The 15,246-nt window shown below is 56.2% G+C and carries 15 protein-coding genes; 3 read left to right on the top strand and 12 right to left on the bottom strand.

Features of this window, described 5'->3' with window-relative positions; genetic code table 11:
• Nucleotides 1–6 precede the first annotated feature (6 nt).
• Complete coding sequence (locus ACI7RC_RS00910) at nucleotides 7–813, bottom strand: transporter substrate-binding domain-containing protein (RefSeq protein WP_408106336.1); 807 nt, start codon at nucleotides 811–813, stop codon at nucleotides 7–9.
• Between the two features lie 191 nt (nucleotides 814–1,004).
• On the opposite strand from ACI7RC_RS00910, the gene ACI7RC_RS00905 reads away from it, so the two are divergent.
• The 3 genes from ACI7RC_RS00905 to ACI7RC_RS00895 are packed head-to-tail and all read left to right on the top strand — an operon-like array spanning nucleotide 1,005 to nucleotide 2,842.
• Entirely contained in the window at nucleotides 1,005–1,400 is a 396-nt protein-coding gene (locus ACI7RC_RS00905) for a GntR family transcriptional regulator (protein WP_408106335.1), read from the top strand.
• Nucleotides 1,387–2,253 carry an ABC transporter ATP-binding protein gene (locus tag ACI7RC_RS00900; protein ID WP_408106334.1) on the top strand — a complete coding sequence of 289 codons (867 nt, stop codon included), beginning with the start codon at nucleotides 1,387–1,389 and terminating at the stop codon, nucleotides 2,251–2,253. The genes ACI7RC_RS00905 and ACI7RC_RS00900 overlap by 14 nt, the downstream gene beginning before the upstream one ends.
• Complete coding sequence (locus tag ACI7RC_RS00895; RefSeq protein WP_408106333.1) at nucleotides 2,246–2,842, top strand: ABC-2 transporter permease; 597 nt, start codon at nucleotides 2,246–2,248, stop codon at nucleotides 2,840–2,842. Before ACI7RC_RS00900 ends, ACI7RC_RS00895 begins: the two co-directional genes overlap by 8 nt.
• 149 nt (nucleotides 2,843–2,991) lie before the next feature.
• On the opposite strand, the gene rpe is transcribed toward ACI7RC_RS00895, so the two are convergent.
• The 11 genes from rpe to rpoZ all read right to left on the bottom strand — a co-directional run bounded on the left by rpe (nucleotide 2,992) and on the right by rpoZ (nucleotide 15,246).
• Nucleotides 2,992–3,639: a ribulose-phosphate 3-epimerase gene (rpe, locus tag ACI7RC_RS00890; protein WP_408106332.1), complete on the bottom strand. Its 648-nt coding sequence runs from the start codon at nucleotides 3,637–3,639 to the stop codon at nucleotides 2,992–2,994.
• Entirely contained in the window at nucleotides 3,633–4,523 is an 891-nt protein-coding gene (rsgA, locus tag ACI7RC_RS00885) for a ribosome small subunit-dependent GTPase A (protein ID WP_408106331.1), read from the bottom strand. The genes rpe and rsgA overlap by 7 nt, the downstream gene beginning before the upstream one ends.
• 27 nt (nucleotides 4,524–4,550) lie before the next feature.
• Complete coding sequence (gene pknB, locus ACI7RC_RS00880) at nucleotides 4,551–6,527, bottom strand: Stk1 family PASTA domain-containing Ser/Thr kinase (RefSeq protein WP_408106330.1); 1,977 nt, start codon at nucleotides 6,525–6,527, stop codon at nucleotides 4,551–4,553.
• 5 nt (nucleotides 6,528–6,532) lie between these two features.
• The gene (locus tag ACI7RC_RS00875; RefSeq protein ID WP_408106329.1) at nucleotides 6,533–7,297 is read right to left on the bottom strand and encodes a Stp1/IreP family PP2C-type Ser/Thr phosphatase; all 765 of its coding nucleotides are present in this window, start codon (nucleotides 7,295–7,297) and stop codon (nucleotides 6,533–6,535) included.
• 4 nt (nucleotides 7,298–7,301) lie between these two features.
• Nucleotides 7,302–8,366: a dual-specificity RNA methyltransferase RlmN gene (gene rlmN, locus ACI7RC_RS00870; RefSeq protein WP_408106328.1), complete on the bottom strand. Its 1,065-nt coding sequence runs from the start codon at nucleotides 8,364–8,366 to the stop codon at nucleotides 7,302–7,304.
• A gap of 72 nt (nucleotides 8,367–8,438) precedes the next feature.
• On the bottom strand, nucleotides 8,439–9,806 hold the full coding sequence (gene rsmB, locus ACI7RC_RS00865) for a 16S rRNA (cytosine(967)-C(5))-methyltransferase RsmB (protein ID WP_408106327.1): 1,368 nt from the start codon (nucleotides 9,804–9,806) through the stop codon (nucleotides 8,439–8,441).
• Nucleotide 9,807: 1 nt separating this feature from the next.
• Entirely contained in the window at nucleotides 9,808–10,761 is a 954-nt protein-coding gene (gene fmt / locus ACI7RC_RS00860; RefSeq protein WP_408106326.1) for a methionyl-tRNA formyltransferase, read from the bottom strand.
• A 3-nt stretch (nucleotides 10,762–10,764) separates the two neighbouring features.
• Complete coding sequence (gene def / locus ACI7RC_RS00855) at nucleotides 10,765–11,244, bottom strand: peptide deformylase (protein WP_408106325.1); 480 nt, start codon at nucleotides 11,242–11,244, stop codon at nucleotides 10,765–10,767.
• A gap of 13 nt (nucleotides 11,245–11,257) precedes the next feature.
• Entirely contained in the window at nucleotides 11,258–13,696 is a 2,439-nt protein-coding gene (priA, locus tag ACI7RC_RS00850; protein WP_408106324.1) for a primosomal protein N', read from the bottom strand.
• On the bottom strand, nucleotides 13,693–14,940 hold the full coding sequence (coaBC, locus tag ACI7RC_RS00845) for a bifunctional phosphopantothenoylcysteine decarboxylase/phosphopantothenate--cysteine ligase CoaBC (protein ID WP_408106323.1): 1,248 nt from the start codon (nucleotides 14,938–14,940) through the stop codon (nucleotides 13,693–13,695). The genes priA and coaBC overlap by 4 nt, the downstream gene beginning before the upstream one ends.
• 99 nt (nucleotides 14,941–15,039) lie before the next feature.
• Nucleotides 15,040–15,246 carry a DNA-directed RNA polymerase subunit omega gene (gene rpoZ / locus ACI7RC_RS00840; RefSeq protein ID WP_408106322.1) on the bottom strand — a complete coding sequence of 69 codons (207 nt, stop codon included), beginning with the start codon at nucleotides 15,244–15,246 and terminating at the stop codon, nucleotides 15,040–15,042.

The raw sequence follows: 15,246 nt of genomic DNA, 5'->3' as shown, positions 1-15,246 counted from the left end.
GGCTGCTTATTCGCCGAACCACTTCTTGATTAGCTTATCCAGTTCGCCGCTGTCTTGCAGCTTTTTGATCGCCTGGTTGAACTTGTCCACGTTTGCGGAGCCCTTTGGAAAAGCGACAGCCGAACCGTTTGAACCGTCCTGTGGAAGCGGGCTCATTTCCAAATCGGGATTGGTCGTCATGTAGCCCTTGGCTACCACGTCTTCGATAATCGCGGCGTCGATCCGGCCCGATTTCAATTCCTGCACGATTTCACCCAGTTTATTGAGCGACACGACCTGCAGCCCCTTGGCCGATTCGGCGATCGTGTTGGCTGCCTCTTCTTGAATCGAACCGAGCTGCACTCCTATCTTCTTGCCGGCTAAATCTTCAGGTTTGGCAAGCCCGCTCCCTTTTTTCGCGACGATCGTATTCTTTGCTTCGAAATAGACATCGGAGAAATCAGCGTTTTTCTTGCGCTTTTCGTCTGGAGTCATCCCGGCCATGACGAAGTCGACGCGTCCTGACTGCAGAGCCGGCAGCAAGCCATTGAAGTCCATATCCTTGATTTCCAAATCAAATCCTGCTTCGTTCGCAATGTATTTGGCGATGTCGACGTCAAATCCGACGATTTCATCCTTGCCGCTTGAGGTGTCGTGGTACTCAAACGGCTTGTAATCCGCCGACGTACCCATGATCAGCTTAGGCTTGGCATGTTCTTGATTGTTATCTGCGTTGCTTGCTCCCGTACTGGCGCCTGAGCCGCATCCGGCGAGAACGCCGAGAGCAAGGACGGAGGAAATAGCAAGTGCAACAAATCTGTTTCGTTTATTCATGTTCAGATAACCCCTTATGTCGTTTGTGTTTAGTAAAACTGACTGAATTAATATACCACTAAAAGAATTTGTATTCAATATTATTTTATCGGAAAAAAGTGTCTGACTTTATCTTGACTCCTCTGTTTCATGTGTATATATTATATATACACACTATAAACAAAATACACACACTGGTCGGTGATTCGATGATGAACATTCTCATATCAAATGCCTCTGCAGACCCGATTTACCTGCAAATCAAAAACCAGATCAAGCAGAGCATCCTGAGTGGTGAACTGTCTCCCGGCGAAAGCCTGCCGTCCATCCGCCAGCTGGCCAAGGATTTGCAAATCAGTGTCATCACCACCAAACGGGCCTATGAAGAGCTGGAAAAGGAAGGATTGATTGACTCGGTGGTTGGCAAAGGCTCGTTCGTCTCCGGCGCCAATCAAGCGTTTATCCGCGAGCAGCGGCTCAAGCAGTGGGAAGAAAAGCTGATCGAAATTGCTCAGGAAAGCAAGGCACTGGGAATCAGCATGCCGGAGTTGCTCGACCACTTGCGCATGCTTTATCAGGAGGAGAAGGAAAACCATGAACATCATTGACATCCGCAACTTGAACAAACAATACGAATCATTTGCCCTAAAGGACATCTCGTTCGGCGTCAAACAGGGATTTGTCACCGGCCTGATCGGCCCGAACGGTTCGGGAAAAAGCACGTTGATCAAGATGATCATGAACATCGTCGTCCCGGACAGCGGAGAGATAACCGTCTGCGGCCAAAAAATGCCCGAATGCGAAAAAGAAATCAAGCAGCGCATCGCCTTCGTACCGGATGAAAGCTACTACTATGAGGACTTGACCATCGCCGAGATGAAGCGGGTCATCGCCCCATTCTACAAGAACTGGAGCGAAGATGTATTCAGGGGATATCTGAAGGAGTTCGAACTCCCGGAAAACAAAAAAATCAAGGACTTGTCTAAAGGGATGAAAATGAAGTTTTCACTCGCCCTGGCCTTGTCACATGAGGCCGACCTGCTGATCATGGATGAACCTACCGCCGGCCTTGACCCGGTCTTTCGCAGAGAACTTTTGGATATCCTCGCCGGTCTTATCCTGGACGAGCAGAAGTCCATCCTGTTCTCTACACATATTACGACCGACCTCGATCGGATCGCCGATTACATCACGTTCGTCAATCGCGGACAGATCGTCTTCAGCGAAGCGAAGGACAGGGTATTGGAGCGCTACGTCCTGGTCAAGGGCAGCAAGGAACTGCTTGACCGGGATACCCGTCAACTGTTTGTCGGCATTCGCGAGACAGGGGTAGGGTTTGAAGGGCTGGCTGATAACCGGGCAGAGGCGGCCCGGCAGTTCGGAGATCATGCACTGCTGGAGGTGCCGTCTTTGGAGGATATCATCTTTTTTACGGTAAAAGGGGGAAACGCTCGTGTTTAACCTAATCGTAAAAGATCTGCTGGTGATGAAAAAATCGATTCTTGGGATTTTCTTTTACATTGCGGTTTTCCCCATTACGTTCGTCAACATTTCCGGGGGTTTTCTCACAGTCGGCCTGTTTCCGCTTGCCATCATGCTGTTGAACAGTACGAGCAATGACTTGAAAAATAAAAACTACATTTTACTGGGCAGCCTGCCGATTCGCCGTACACAGATCGTCGCCGCCAAATACCTTGGAGCGCTTTTCTACAGCCTGGCGGGAGTGGTGATCGCGGTTGTAACGAGTATGATCTTCCATCAACTGGTTCCCGATGCACAGGTCGCCTGGATGTCTGTCGGGCAAGCAGTCATGCTGCTCAGTTTGGCATTGATTTTCTCTTCCTTATACCTGCCGATTTTTTACTGGATCAGTAATCAGGGCGAACAGGTTGCAAATATTGTCATGACGATACTCCTGATGATTACGCTTGTTATTTCGTTTCAACTCACCGTATACACCGGGAAATTGTTCATGCTGTTGGCGGCGATTGTCTTATTCCTCCTGTCTTACGTGGCAGCTGCGCGGATTTTTTCCCGCAAAGATTTTTGATCTATGATCGCAAAAAGCACCCTCGGGACTCCCCCGAAGGTGCTTTGCATGCCTTCAGCTATTCGACAAACGCTTCCGCTTCGAACTGGACCAGAAAATAGCGGACGATCAACAAAAAAGTACAGGCCCAATCGACCTGTACTTCTCTTTTAGCCGCGGATGGCGGCGATCGCCTGTGCGCGGTCCGGTTTGTTGAACACGGCTGATCCGGCAACCAATACGGTTGCGCCGGCAGATTCACAAAGGCGGGCTGTCTCGGCGTTAACGCCGCCGTCAATCTCGATCTCTACGTGGGACAGTCCCCGTTCGTCGAGCATCTGCCGCAGCGCCGACACCTTGGGCAGGACGCTGTGAATAAAGCTCTGCCCTCCGAAGCCGGGGTTGACCGTCATCAGCAGAACCAGGTCCACATCTGCCAGCACGGATTCGATCGTCACCAGCGGGGTAGCCGGGTTCAGCACGACCCCTGCCTTGACGCCCTGTTCTTTGATGGCGTAGATCGAGCGGTGCAGGTGGCGAGAGGCCTCCTGGTGCACGCTGATCAGATCGGCGCCGCTTTTGGCAAAGGCGGAGATGTACCGATCCGGCTCTTCGATCATCAGGTGAACGTCGAGCGGAAGCTTGGTGACAGGACGCACCGCTTCCACAATCAACGGCCCGATCGTAATATTCGGCACAAAGCGGCCGTCCATCACATCGATGTGAATCCAGTCCGCGCCGCCGCGCTCTACGTCTTGAATCTCGGCTCCCAGACGGGCGAAATCGGCGGAGAGGATAGATGGGGCGATTTTTACCATGGTTTGTTCCTCCGTTGGTACTCTTTTAGCTCTTCAGCAAACTGCTTGTAGTGTTCATACCGCTCCGCGTCGATCAATTCGTTCTCAACGGCGGCCTGGACGGCGCAGCCCGGCTCGCGCAAGTGAAGACAGCCGCGAAACTTGCATTCGTCCGCATAGCTGTTAAATTCGCGGAACGCCTGTGCCAGGTCCAGTTCCGTCAAATCGACGAAGTCAAGCGAACTGAATCCAGGAGTATCCGCTACATAACTCCCCTTTTCGAGGGGGATCAGTTCGACGTGGCGGGTCGTATGCCGTCCCCGTCCAAGCTTGTGGCTCACCTGTCCCGTCTGCAGACGGGCATGGGGGAAAAGGGCATTGATCAGCGATGATTTTCCTACACCGGACTGACCGGCGAAGACGGCGATATGGGATGCCAGCGCCTGGCGAATCTCTTCCAGCCCCCGCTTGTCCTGCGTGGAGGTGGGAATGACGCGATAGCCTATCTGCCGATACTTTTGGCAAATCTCATCCAGCTCTGCCTGGTCCGCCAAGTCGGCCTTGGACAGAGCGATCACCGCTTCGATCCCGGCCGTCTCGGTATGCACCAGAAACTTGTCCAGCAGCGCGGAGGAAAAGGAAGGGGTCCGCATGGAAAAGACCAATACAGCTGCGTCGACGTTGGCGACCGGCGGGCGAACCAGCTCGGTGGTCCGCTCGCCAACCTCCATCACATACCCTTCCGCCTCGCTCACCGTGTCGTACACAACCCAATCGCCAACCAGCGGCGTGACTCTGGCATCTTTTTTCTTGAACAGCCCTCTTGCCCGGCACTGGATGACCTGTTCGCCGTTATCTACGTAGTAAAAACCACTCAACGCTTTCACGATGCGTCCTTCTGGCATTATTTCCCTCCATTTTCATGATATCTCCTAGAAATTGTGATAGTCGACGTTGTAGGTCTGATATAGTTCTCCGTTTTTATAGATGACGATCTTGCCGTTTTTATTCGGCGCCAGCACCAGGGGAACGTTAAAACCGGTGCTTTCGTCAATCGTCTCGTTCAATGCCACCTGATTGTCGCCGCGGGCGTCGTTGACCACAATCTTGATCTCGGCGGTTTCGCCGAAATTGAGGTCGATTAAGACCGAGTAGTCTCCCGTCTTGGTATCGGCAGGGTACTCGCCGTTGCTCACGATCAGCGTAACTTTGGAACCCTCAGGTACATCGTCGCCGGCGTTGTAAGGGAACGTGCCGATTACCTTGCCTTTTGGCTCGAAGGACGGCTGGTATTTCACTTCATCCGCTTTGGCCAATTTTGCCTTGAGCAGATCGATCTCCGCCAATTCGACAGTCTTGCCGATAACACCTGGCATCTTGGTCATCGGCACCCCGCTGCTGACGACTACTTTTACCTGCGCTTTGGACGGAATGACGGAGACGCCCTCGCTCGGAGACTGGTCGATGACCTGTCCGACAGGCGCCTGGCTGTCCTCTCGCTCGGTGAAGTCTACGTTGTCGAGGTTAAAGCCCTTCTGCTTCAGCAGGCTCTCCGCCTGGGAACGATCCAGCCCGACCAGGCGATCCATCGGCACTTCTGCCGGTCCTTTGCTGACGAACAGGGTAACGGTTGAGTTTTTCTTCACACGCATCGGCGGCGAGGGGTCCTGGCGGAAGACGGTGCCTTGTTCGGCTTCGTTGTTCTCCTCCACCAGATTTGCGACCAGGTTCTTCTCCTTCAGAGCTTCTTGGGCCTTGTCTACTTGCATGCCTTCCACTCGCGGTACGTCAGTCTCAGGTACGGCGAAAATTCCGTCGACAATATTAAAACCAAAAAGAGCCAACACCACAAACAAAACTGCCGCACCCGACCAGACTACTGAGCGGATCAGCCACTTCTTTCTGTTGGCAGGATTTTGTTGCGACGTCTCTTCCTCCTCGTCCTCTTCCTCGGCAGCGGCAGCCGACCGCGCCCGCTGGGGGAAGTGGCGTTCCTGCTTCACCTGTTCCAGCATTTCCGGCGTGATGGCCGGCAATACCCGGGTCTCATCCTCATCGCTGGGAACCTCCACTTTCGGTTCGTTCAAGCGTTCCGGCAAAAGGCACGTCTCCAGGTCGTCCAGCATCTCTTTCGCCGAAGCGTACCGCATAAACGGGTCTTTCATCAGCGAGCGCAATATCACGTTTTCCACACTCTGCGGAATCGCAGGGTTGATCTCGCGCGGCTCCGGCAGGGGTTCCTGCAAATGCTTCAACGCTACCGAAATGGGCGAATCTCCAGAAAACGGAAGCTGACCCGTCACCATTTCATACAAGACGATTCCGAGCGAATAGATATCCGACTTTTCCGCCGTGACGCCGCCGCGGGCCTGTTCCGGCGAAAAGTAGTGAACGGAGCCAAGCACAGCCCCTGTATGGGTGATCGTCGCCGAGGTTACAGCTCGGGCGATCCCGAAATCTGTCACCTTTACCTGACCGTTTTTGCCTATCAAAATATTGTGTGGTTTAATATCACGATGAATAATATGATTCTGGTGAGCGTGATCCAGCGCGTCACAGATTTTGATCGCGATGCGGACCGCCTCTTTGACCGGCAGGGCACCGTGTTCGTTGATGACCTCTTTCAGCGTGGAGCCTTCGATATACTCCATGACCATGTAGTGCGTGTCGTCTTCCTGCCCGACGTCATAGACGCCCACGACATTCGGGTGGGACAGGCTGGCGACGGCTTGGGCTTCCCTGCGGAAGCGCTGGACGAAGTCTTCGTCGACGGAAAATTGAGGGCGAAGCACTTTTACCGCTACCGGTCTGTTCAACACGAGATCTCTTGCTTTGTAGACGACGGCCATGCCTCCGCCGCCGACCCGGCGCTCCAACTGGTATCGTCCTCCCAACTGACGATTCTCCATCTGCTTCACCCCTCTTCCTGCCCTGCGTCAACCGCTGAAGCCGTATTGCTCACGGCGATTAACGTAATGTTGTCTTCTCCGCCTGCATCCAGCGCGAACTGGACGAGCCCGTCTACCTTTTCCTGCAGAGGAATCGGCTTTTCCATCCAGGTCTCCATCACCGCAGGCGGAACCTTGTTGGTCAATCCATCTGAGCAAAGCAGGACGATATCGCCGTCAGACCAGGAAAAATCGCCCAAGTCGATCCGGACGTTTCTTTCCGTGCCCAACGCTCGCATCAGCACATTGCGCCGGGGATGGAAAGAGGCCTCCTGCACCGTGATCTGGCCGCTTTTCAACAGCTCCTGTACCAGTGAATGGTCTTCCGTTTGCTGCCTCAGTCCGCCTTCACTGTACAAGTACAGCCGGCTGTCCCCGATATGGGCGGTCACCCCGCCTTCCTGGTTGATCAGGGCAACCACGACGGTGGTTCCCATCCCGCTGCATTCGGGATGGGACTCGGCATACGAGTACACCGCTTCATTGGCGGACAAGACGGCATTCATAAGTACTTCCCGCTCGTCTACTGGGGTGAGGTCCCGGTCAACGAGACGCAGTTCCTGCAAAATGCGCTCGACTGCCATACGGCTCGCCACGTCGCCTGCCTGGTGTCCGCCCATGCCATCAGCGACGATCGCCAGTACCCGCCCTGTTTCATCGGCCGTACAGGCAAAATAGTCTTCATTCACTTGGCGCACACACCCAACATGTGACTTCATGGCTATTTCCATATCCTCACCCCACTGTTTCTTTGGCGTGCTGGGCTCTCAGCTGCCCGCAGGCAGCGGCAATATCACTGCCGTGTTCACGCCTGATCGTGACATTGATTCCTTTGCTCTCCAAAATTCGTTTAAAGGCAAAAATTTCCTTTTTCGGCGTCCGCACGTAATCCCGCTCGGGAACGTAATTGACAGGAATCAGGTTGACGTGGCAGAGCATGTCGCCAATCAGCGCAGCCAGCTCTTGCGCATGCTCGGGCTGGTCGTTTTGTCCGCCGAACAGTCCGTACTCAAACGAGATGCGCCGCCCCGTCCGCTTGATGTAGTAACGGCAAGCCTCAAGCAGCTTCTCCAAGGGGAAGCCGCGGTTGATCGGCATCAGCTTAGAGCGCAGCTCTGTATTGGGAGCATGCAGCGAAATCGCCAGATTCACTTGGCCGCCTACCTCTGCAAACTCGTAGATCTTTGGCACGATGCCGCTGGTGGAAACGGTGATGTGGCGCTGCCCGATATTCAGCCCGTGGTTGTCGTTGATGATGCGAAGGAAATGGATCAGCGCATCGAAGTTCTCAAACGGCTCGCCGATCCCCATGACGACCACATGACTCGCCCTCTCCCCTGCTTCATCAAGCGCGCGCTGTGCCATCAGCACCTGGGCGACGATCTCGCCGGCTTCCAGGTTGCGCTTCAACCCGCCCAGCGTGGAAGCGCAGAAGGTGCAGCCGATCCGGCAGCCAACCTGAGTGGTCACGCAGATGCTGTTTCCGTAGTTATGCCGCATGATGACCGTTTCGATGGCGTGCCCGTCCCGCAGTTGAAACAAAAACTTGACGGTCCCATCCTGGGATTCCTGGCGGGTAATCTCCGTCATCGCGTTCATCCGAAAGTGTTCGGCCAGTTTTTCGCGGAGCGGTTTTGACAGATTGCTCATATCCGCAAAATCACGGACTCGCTTGACGTACAGCCAGTCAAAAATTTGCTGGGCCCGAAACGCCTTTTCCCCTTGCCCGGTCAACCATTCTTTCAATTCGTCCATCGTCAGACTGTAAATCAAGGGTTGTAGACTCCCTGTTGCCTCCATTGTGCTTCACCCTTTATCGTAATGTCATATCTCACAGCTTCGGCCGCGATCCCCTGTCATGCTGTCCAACACTCATATCTCCGGATTTCGCTTCAATCGGGAGATAAAGAAGCCGTCACTGTGGAACTGATGAGGCAAAAGCTGAACATACCCTCTGCTCGCATCTGTCATCTGGCCTACCACATCAGGCAAGTCATTCGCCAGGGAAGCATCCAGGCTGAACTCGGGATGCTCGGCGACAAACCGCTCGACGATCTGCTGATTTTCTTCCGGCTCGATCGTACAGGTGCTGTAAACCATCAGCCCGCCGGGAGCGAGCAATTTGCTCACTTCTGCAAGCAGCCGGTACTGCACCCGGGAGATCGCTTCGACATCCTCGGGACGCTTGTTCCACTTTACATCCGGTTTGCGCCGGATAACGCCAAATCCCGTACACGGGGCATCCAGGAGAATCCGCTCAAACTGGCCAAGCCCCTGACTTGGCAATTCGGCTGCGTCGCTGATCCGCGTGCGGACGATCGAAATGCCCAGGCGTTCAGCAGTCTGCTCGATCAACTGGCGCTTGTGGGGATGGACGTCGCAGGCGACCAGCTCTCCTTGATTCTCCATCCGCTCGGCGATGTGGGTCGTCTTCCCCCCGGGTGCTGCGCAGGCATCCAGCACACGCATGCCGGGGCCGGCAGCAAGAGCCGGGGCGACGAGCATCGAGCTTTCGTCCTGAATCGTGTATAAGCCTTCGCGAAACCAGCGGGTGGCTGCCGGATTGCCTTGTCCCAAAATGATCCCGTCCGGGGTGAGCGGAGATTTTTCCGCTGCGGGGAATTCTTCTGCAAGCTGGCGCAGCAGTTCGTCCCGGCTGATCTTCAGGCGATTGACCCGGATCGTCGTGCGAGGAGGCAGGTTGTTGGCCTCGCAGATCTGCCGCGTCACCTCCTCGCCGTATTGCCTGAGCCAGCGCTCGATAAGCCACTCGGGATGCGACAGGGAAAAGGCGATCTTTGCCGCAGTCGTTCCCTCCGCCGGTTCCGCCCAGACGTCGGGCTGCCGCAATACGTTTCGCAGCACGCCGTTGACGAGCGAAGCGATCCCCCGATGCCCCCGGCTCTTGGCAATCTCTACGGCTTCATGCACCGCCGCGCGGTCGGGTATCCGGTCCAAAAAGCGGATTTGGTACAAACTCATCCGCAGGAGATTGGCCACCCAGGGCTGCAGCTTTTTCATGCCGCCGCGCACGAAGCGGGCGATGACCGCATCGAGCGTATTGCGGCGCAGGGTCGTGCCGTAGACCAATTCCGTCACCAGAGCCGCGTCCGGAGCGGACAGCGAGCCCTTTTCGAGCGCGCTCTTCACTTGCAGGTTGCTGTAGGAGCCAAGCTCATCTACTTTTGTCAATACGTCAAGGGCGATTTCTCTCGCCCCCGGCTGTCTTGTTCTGTTCACGTCAGTCTTCTCCTAACCTGACACCGACCGGAATCGAAGAACCTGCTCCGCGCAGGAAATCATGCGCGCTCATTCGTTTTTTGCCTTCCGGTTGAAGCTCTGTCAGTTTTACGCTGCCTTGGCCGCAGGCGATGACCAGCCCGTCCGACTCGCGGGCGATCACCGTTCCCGGCTCAGCAAGAGCGCCTGTTGTTTCTACTTTTTCCACCCACCAGACTTTCCAAACTTTCCCTTCCAGTGTCGTAAAGGCAACCGGCCACGGATTCAGTCCGCGTACGAGATTGTAGACCGCTTCCGCGGACTTTTGCCAGTCGATCTGCTCGTCAGCGCGCTTCAAGGTTGGAGCGAACGTCGCTTCCCCATGGTTCTGCGGTTCTGCAGCGATGCTGCCCGCCTCCAGTTTGGGCAGCGTGATGACCAGAAGTCCGGCACCTGCTGCCGCCAATTTATCGTGAAGTGATCCAACCGTATCCCGCTCGTCGATCGGCACCGACACCTTCGCGATCATGTCGCCGGCGTCGAGCGCCTCGACCATGTACATAATCGTCACGCCGGTCTCGGCCTCCCCGGAGATGATGGCCTTGTGAATCGGCGCACCGCCTCGGTATTTGGGCAGCAGCGAGGCGTGCACGTTGATGCAGCCCAAGCGAGGGCTGTCGAGCAAGGCCTTGGGCAGGATTTGGCCGTAGGCCGCCGTCACGATTAAATCCGGCTGAAGGGCCAAGACTGTTTCCAGCGCTTCCGGTGTCTTTATCTTTTCCGGCTGAAAGATTGCTAATCCGTGCCGCTGCGCCGCCACCTTCACGGGCGGCGGCGTCATGACCTGTTTGCGGCCAACCGGCCGGTCAGGCTGCGTCACGACGCCGATCACGTCGTAACCCGCTTGAATCAGCGCCTCCAGGCTGGCTACGGCGAAGTCCGGCGTTCCCATGAACAATATACGTATGCCGCTCAACCGTTATTCCCCTTCCTCATCTTTGGAAATCGGATAGACGCGATCAGCAATATCGATGAAGAGCACGCCATTGAGATGGTCGATTTCGTGCTGGGCGCAGCGGGAGAGCAAATCCTCTGCCTCCATCTCGAACGGATTGCCGTTGCGATCCTGGCCGCGCAGCTTTACCCACTTGTGGCGTCGCACGTCACCGCGCAGTCCGGGAATGCTGAGGCAGCCTTCCGGATAGTTTTCTTTCTGCTCGCCCTTGTGCTCGACAATTTCCGGATTGACGACTTCGATCAGCCCGTCGCCGCAGTCCATGACGATCGCCCGCTTCAAGATTCCGATCTGGGGTGCGGCAAGGCCTACTCCGTCATTTTCGTACATGGTTTCTGCCATATCGTCCAGCAGCTTGTGGAGATTGGCGTTAAATTTGGTCACTTCTTTCGATTTTTCCCGCAGGATCGGATCAGGGTGTTTCACAATTGTCCGAATGGCCATCTTTAGTTTCCTCCTATAGTAACATCTGCGGGTCGACGTCAATCGTCGCCAACACCTGATGTTGTTTCATCCAGTCGTCAAAATGAGCGGTCGTCTGCGCCAACAGCTCTGTCAATTTAGGCTCATCACGATATTTTATCATGAGTTGAAAGCGAAATCTATCTTTGATCCGGGCGATTGACGAGGCTACAGGCCCGAGCAGCACCGTACTTTGGGCCATTCTCGGACGCAGGTAGTCGGCGTACATCTCTGCCGCTCGAATCACCACCGGCACATCTTCGTGCGAAAACGTGATCAGCACCAGGCGGTAGTACGGCGGGTAGCCGCTCTGTTTGCGGAGCTTCATTTCCGTCTGAAAAAACGCTTCGTAATCGTGCCGGCTGGCGTACTGAATGCTGTAGTGTTCCGGCGTGTAGGTCTGGATCACCACATCGCCGGCCAAATCGTGCCTCCCCGCCCGTCCGCCTACTTGGGTGAGCAGTTGAAACGTCTTTTCCGCCGCCCGAAAATCCGGCAGGTGAAGGGACGTATCGGCGGCGATGACACCGACCAGCGTGACCCGGGGAAAGTCCAGCCCCTTGGCAATCATCTGCGTACCCAGCAATATATCCCCCTGCCCGGTGCGAAACTTGGTCAGCAAGGCTTCATGCGCTCCTTTTCGAGAAGTCGTATCGACATCCATGCGGATCACGCGAACCCCCGGAAACAACCCTGCCAGCTCCGCTTCGATTTTCTGCGTACCCGTGCCAAAAAAGCGAATGTGCGGACTTTGACATTCCGGGCAGTGGTCCGGCTGGCGGATCGTGTACCCGCAGTAATGGCAGCGGGCCGTATGGTTGGTCCGGTGGTAGGTAAGCGAGATGTCGCAGTGCGGACAAGAGAGCGTGTAGCCGCACGACCGGCACATGACGAAGGTGGAAAACCCGCGCCGGTTGAGAAACAAGACGATCTGCTCCTGCTTTTCCAGCCGCTGGGCAATCATCTGGAACAGCGTCCGGCTGAACATCGAGCGGTTGTCTGAGCGAAGTTCCTCCCGCATATCCACCACGTGAACGGGCGGCAGAGGGTGGCTTCCCACCCTCTCTTTCATAGTAAGCAGCTGGTACCGTCCGCGTGACGCCAGCGCGTACGTTTCCAACGCGGGCGTGGCGCTGCCCAGGATCAGCGCGCCGCCGGCCTGTCTGGCCCGCCACATCGCCACATCGCGGGCGTGGTAGCGCGGCGTCTCTTCCTGCTTGTAGGAGCCTTCGTGCTCTTCGTCGATGACGATCAGCCCCAGCCGCTGAAACGGCGCAAACACCGCCGAGCGGGCTCCGACCACCACCTTGACTTCTTGCCGGTGGATTTTGCGCCACTCGTCATAGCGCTCCCCGGCAGACAGCGCGCTGTGCAGGACAGCCACCAGATCGCCAAAGCGGGATTTGAACCGCTCTACCATCTGCGGAGTCAGGGAGATCTCCGGAACGAGGAAAATCGCTTCCTTGCCCTGTCCAAGAGCGTGTTCGATGGCGGCCATGTACACTTCGGTCTTCCCGCTGCCGGTCACCCCATGGATGAGAAATGCACCGAACTTCCCAGCGTCGAGAGTTTCGGTGATCGCTGCGAGACTTTGCTGCTGCAGCGGCGTCAACACGTGCCGAACCGGTTGGGAAAACGCTCTATCGGCGTATGGGTCGCGAAAAACCTCCTGCTGCCAGATGCCGACCCAGCCCTTTTTCTCCAGGCTCGTTAAAACGGATCGCGACGCGCCGGTCAGCTCCAGCAGCCGAGACACGGCAAGCGGCTCCCCCCTCTGTGCGAGCAGGGCGATCATCTGTCTCATCCGCTCGGCCCGCTGCGGCAGCGACCGGACTGCCTCTTCCAGCTCCCCCTCGGACAGGACCAGCTTGGCGTAAGTGACATGCTTGCTGGTAACCTTGTCCTTTACATGATACTCCGTCTCCACCCAGCCCGCTTTAATCCAGCCGGGCAGCAAGGGGTACTCTTCGGGAAATCGCTTTTCCGCTTCTGCAAGCGACAAGGTCTTCTGCTGCGACAAATACCCCAGCAGAGCAAACTGCCGGCTGACCGCATCAGTCAGCCCTTCTGCCGCGCGCAAATGCTTCTCGGCCTTCCCCTTCAGTACAGACGGCAGCATCGCCTGGATGGCCGTAATCCACGGACACAGGTATTGACGGCTCATCCACTCGGCAAGTTGCAGCAGTTCTTCCGTGAGCGGCGGCCGGTCGTCCATCACCTCGGCGATTTCCCGCAGCTTTCGCCCGTCAGCAGCGCTGGAAGACAGCTCGCTGATGCCGACGATAAAGCCTTGCAGCTTGCGCGGCCCGAACGGTACAATCACCCGGCTGCCTACTTCGGCCAAGGGCATGAGCCATTCCGGGATCAGGTAGTCAAACGGACGGTTGGTGCGGGAGACAGGGACGTCAACGACGACCTGTGCAACCCTGTTCATGAGTCGGTCAGGGATTCGCCCGATATTTTGGCCAGCACGGCATCCAGCAGTTTGTCCGCGACATCCCGTTTGCTCATGATCGGCAGGGTCAACTTATCGTGGTCTCTGGTTAGAATCGTAACGATATTGGTATCTTTGCCCATTCCGGCACCTTCCTCCAATACGTTGTTGGCCACGATCATATCAAGATTTTTCCGCTCCAGCTTCTCTTGGGCGTAGCGCAGCAGATCCCGGGTCTCGGCGGCAAATCCCACGACGAACTGACCTGTTTTGGCCTGTCCCACCGCAGCCAAAATATCCGGGGCCCTCTCCAGCTCGAGGGTCAGCTCGCCGTCCTGCTTCTTCAGCTTGTGGTCATAGGAAGTCTTTGGCCGGTAGTCGGAAACCGCTGCCGCTTTGATGACAATATCGCTCTCACCCAGCGCGGCAAACACCGCATCGTACATCTCCTGCACCGATTCGACCGGAACGAACACAACCCCCTCCGGCCGCGGCAGAGCGGTCGGGCCGCTGACCAGCACCACCTCGGCGCCGCGGTCTCTCGCCGCCTCGGCGATGGCGTAGCCCATCTTTCCCGACGAATGATTGGAGATGTAGCGCACCGGATCGATCTTCTCCCGGGTCGGCCCGGCCGTAATGAGAATCCGCTTGCCAGCCAAGTCCCGCTGGGCCGCGTCTCTTTGTCCCATCTCTTCCTGGGCAAAAAACGCAGCTGCCGTCTCCAGAATCTCTTCCGGTTCAGCCATTCTGCCTTTGCCGACCCAGCCGCAGGCCAAAAGGCCGACGCCCGGCTCGATAAAGCGGTACCCGTCCTCAGCCAACCGCCGCAAGTTCCGCTGGACAGCAGGATGGTCATACATGTTGACATTCATCGCCGGAGCGATCATCACCGGGGCCTTCGTCGCCAGCAGGACGGTTGACAGCATGTCATCCGCAATGCCGTTCGCCAGCTTGCCGATCAGATTGGCTGTGGCCGGAGCGACAATGACCAGGTCGGCCCTGTCGGCCAAATCGATGTGGGCGATCACATTCGGGTCAGGTTCGTCAAACGTATCCGTATAGACGGGCAGATGGGAAAGCGCCTGGAACGTAATCGGCCCGACAAACTTGCGGGCATTTTCGGTCATGATGACGTAGACGCGAGCTCCCGCCTGTGTCAGCTTGCTGGTCAGCGCCGCAGCCTTATAGGCGGCAATCCCTCCGGTAACGCCCAAAACAATGGTTTTTCCGGTCAAAGACTGCATGGCATGTTCTCCTCTCAATCCAAATCTGCTTTACCGCTTTATGTAAGGAAACTTCTGCAGGAAAAGGCACTGAAAAAAAACAACCTGCGGTGAGGTTGTTTACTTGCGTGTACTGCTATTCTCGTAGATCAGCCTGTCGGAAAACAGCTCCTCTAAAGCCTGACCGACGTATTTGCTCGACTTCGGTTTTTCCAGCTGCGTCTGATGGGTCTCCCTTAACCGGCGGGCGCGCTTTGCCGCAACCGTCACCAGCACGTATTTGCTATCTACTTTTTCCATCAATTTGTCTATCGAAGGATACAGCAT

It is taken from the genome of Brevibacillus sp. B_LB10_24 (assembly GCF_046036945.1).
Classification (GTDB): Bacteria; Bacillota; Bacilli; order Brevibacillales; family Brevibacillaceae; genus Brevibacillus_C.
This window is presented reverse-complemented; position numbering and strand designations above follow the sequence as displayed.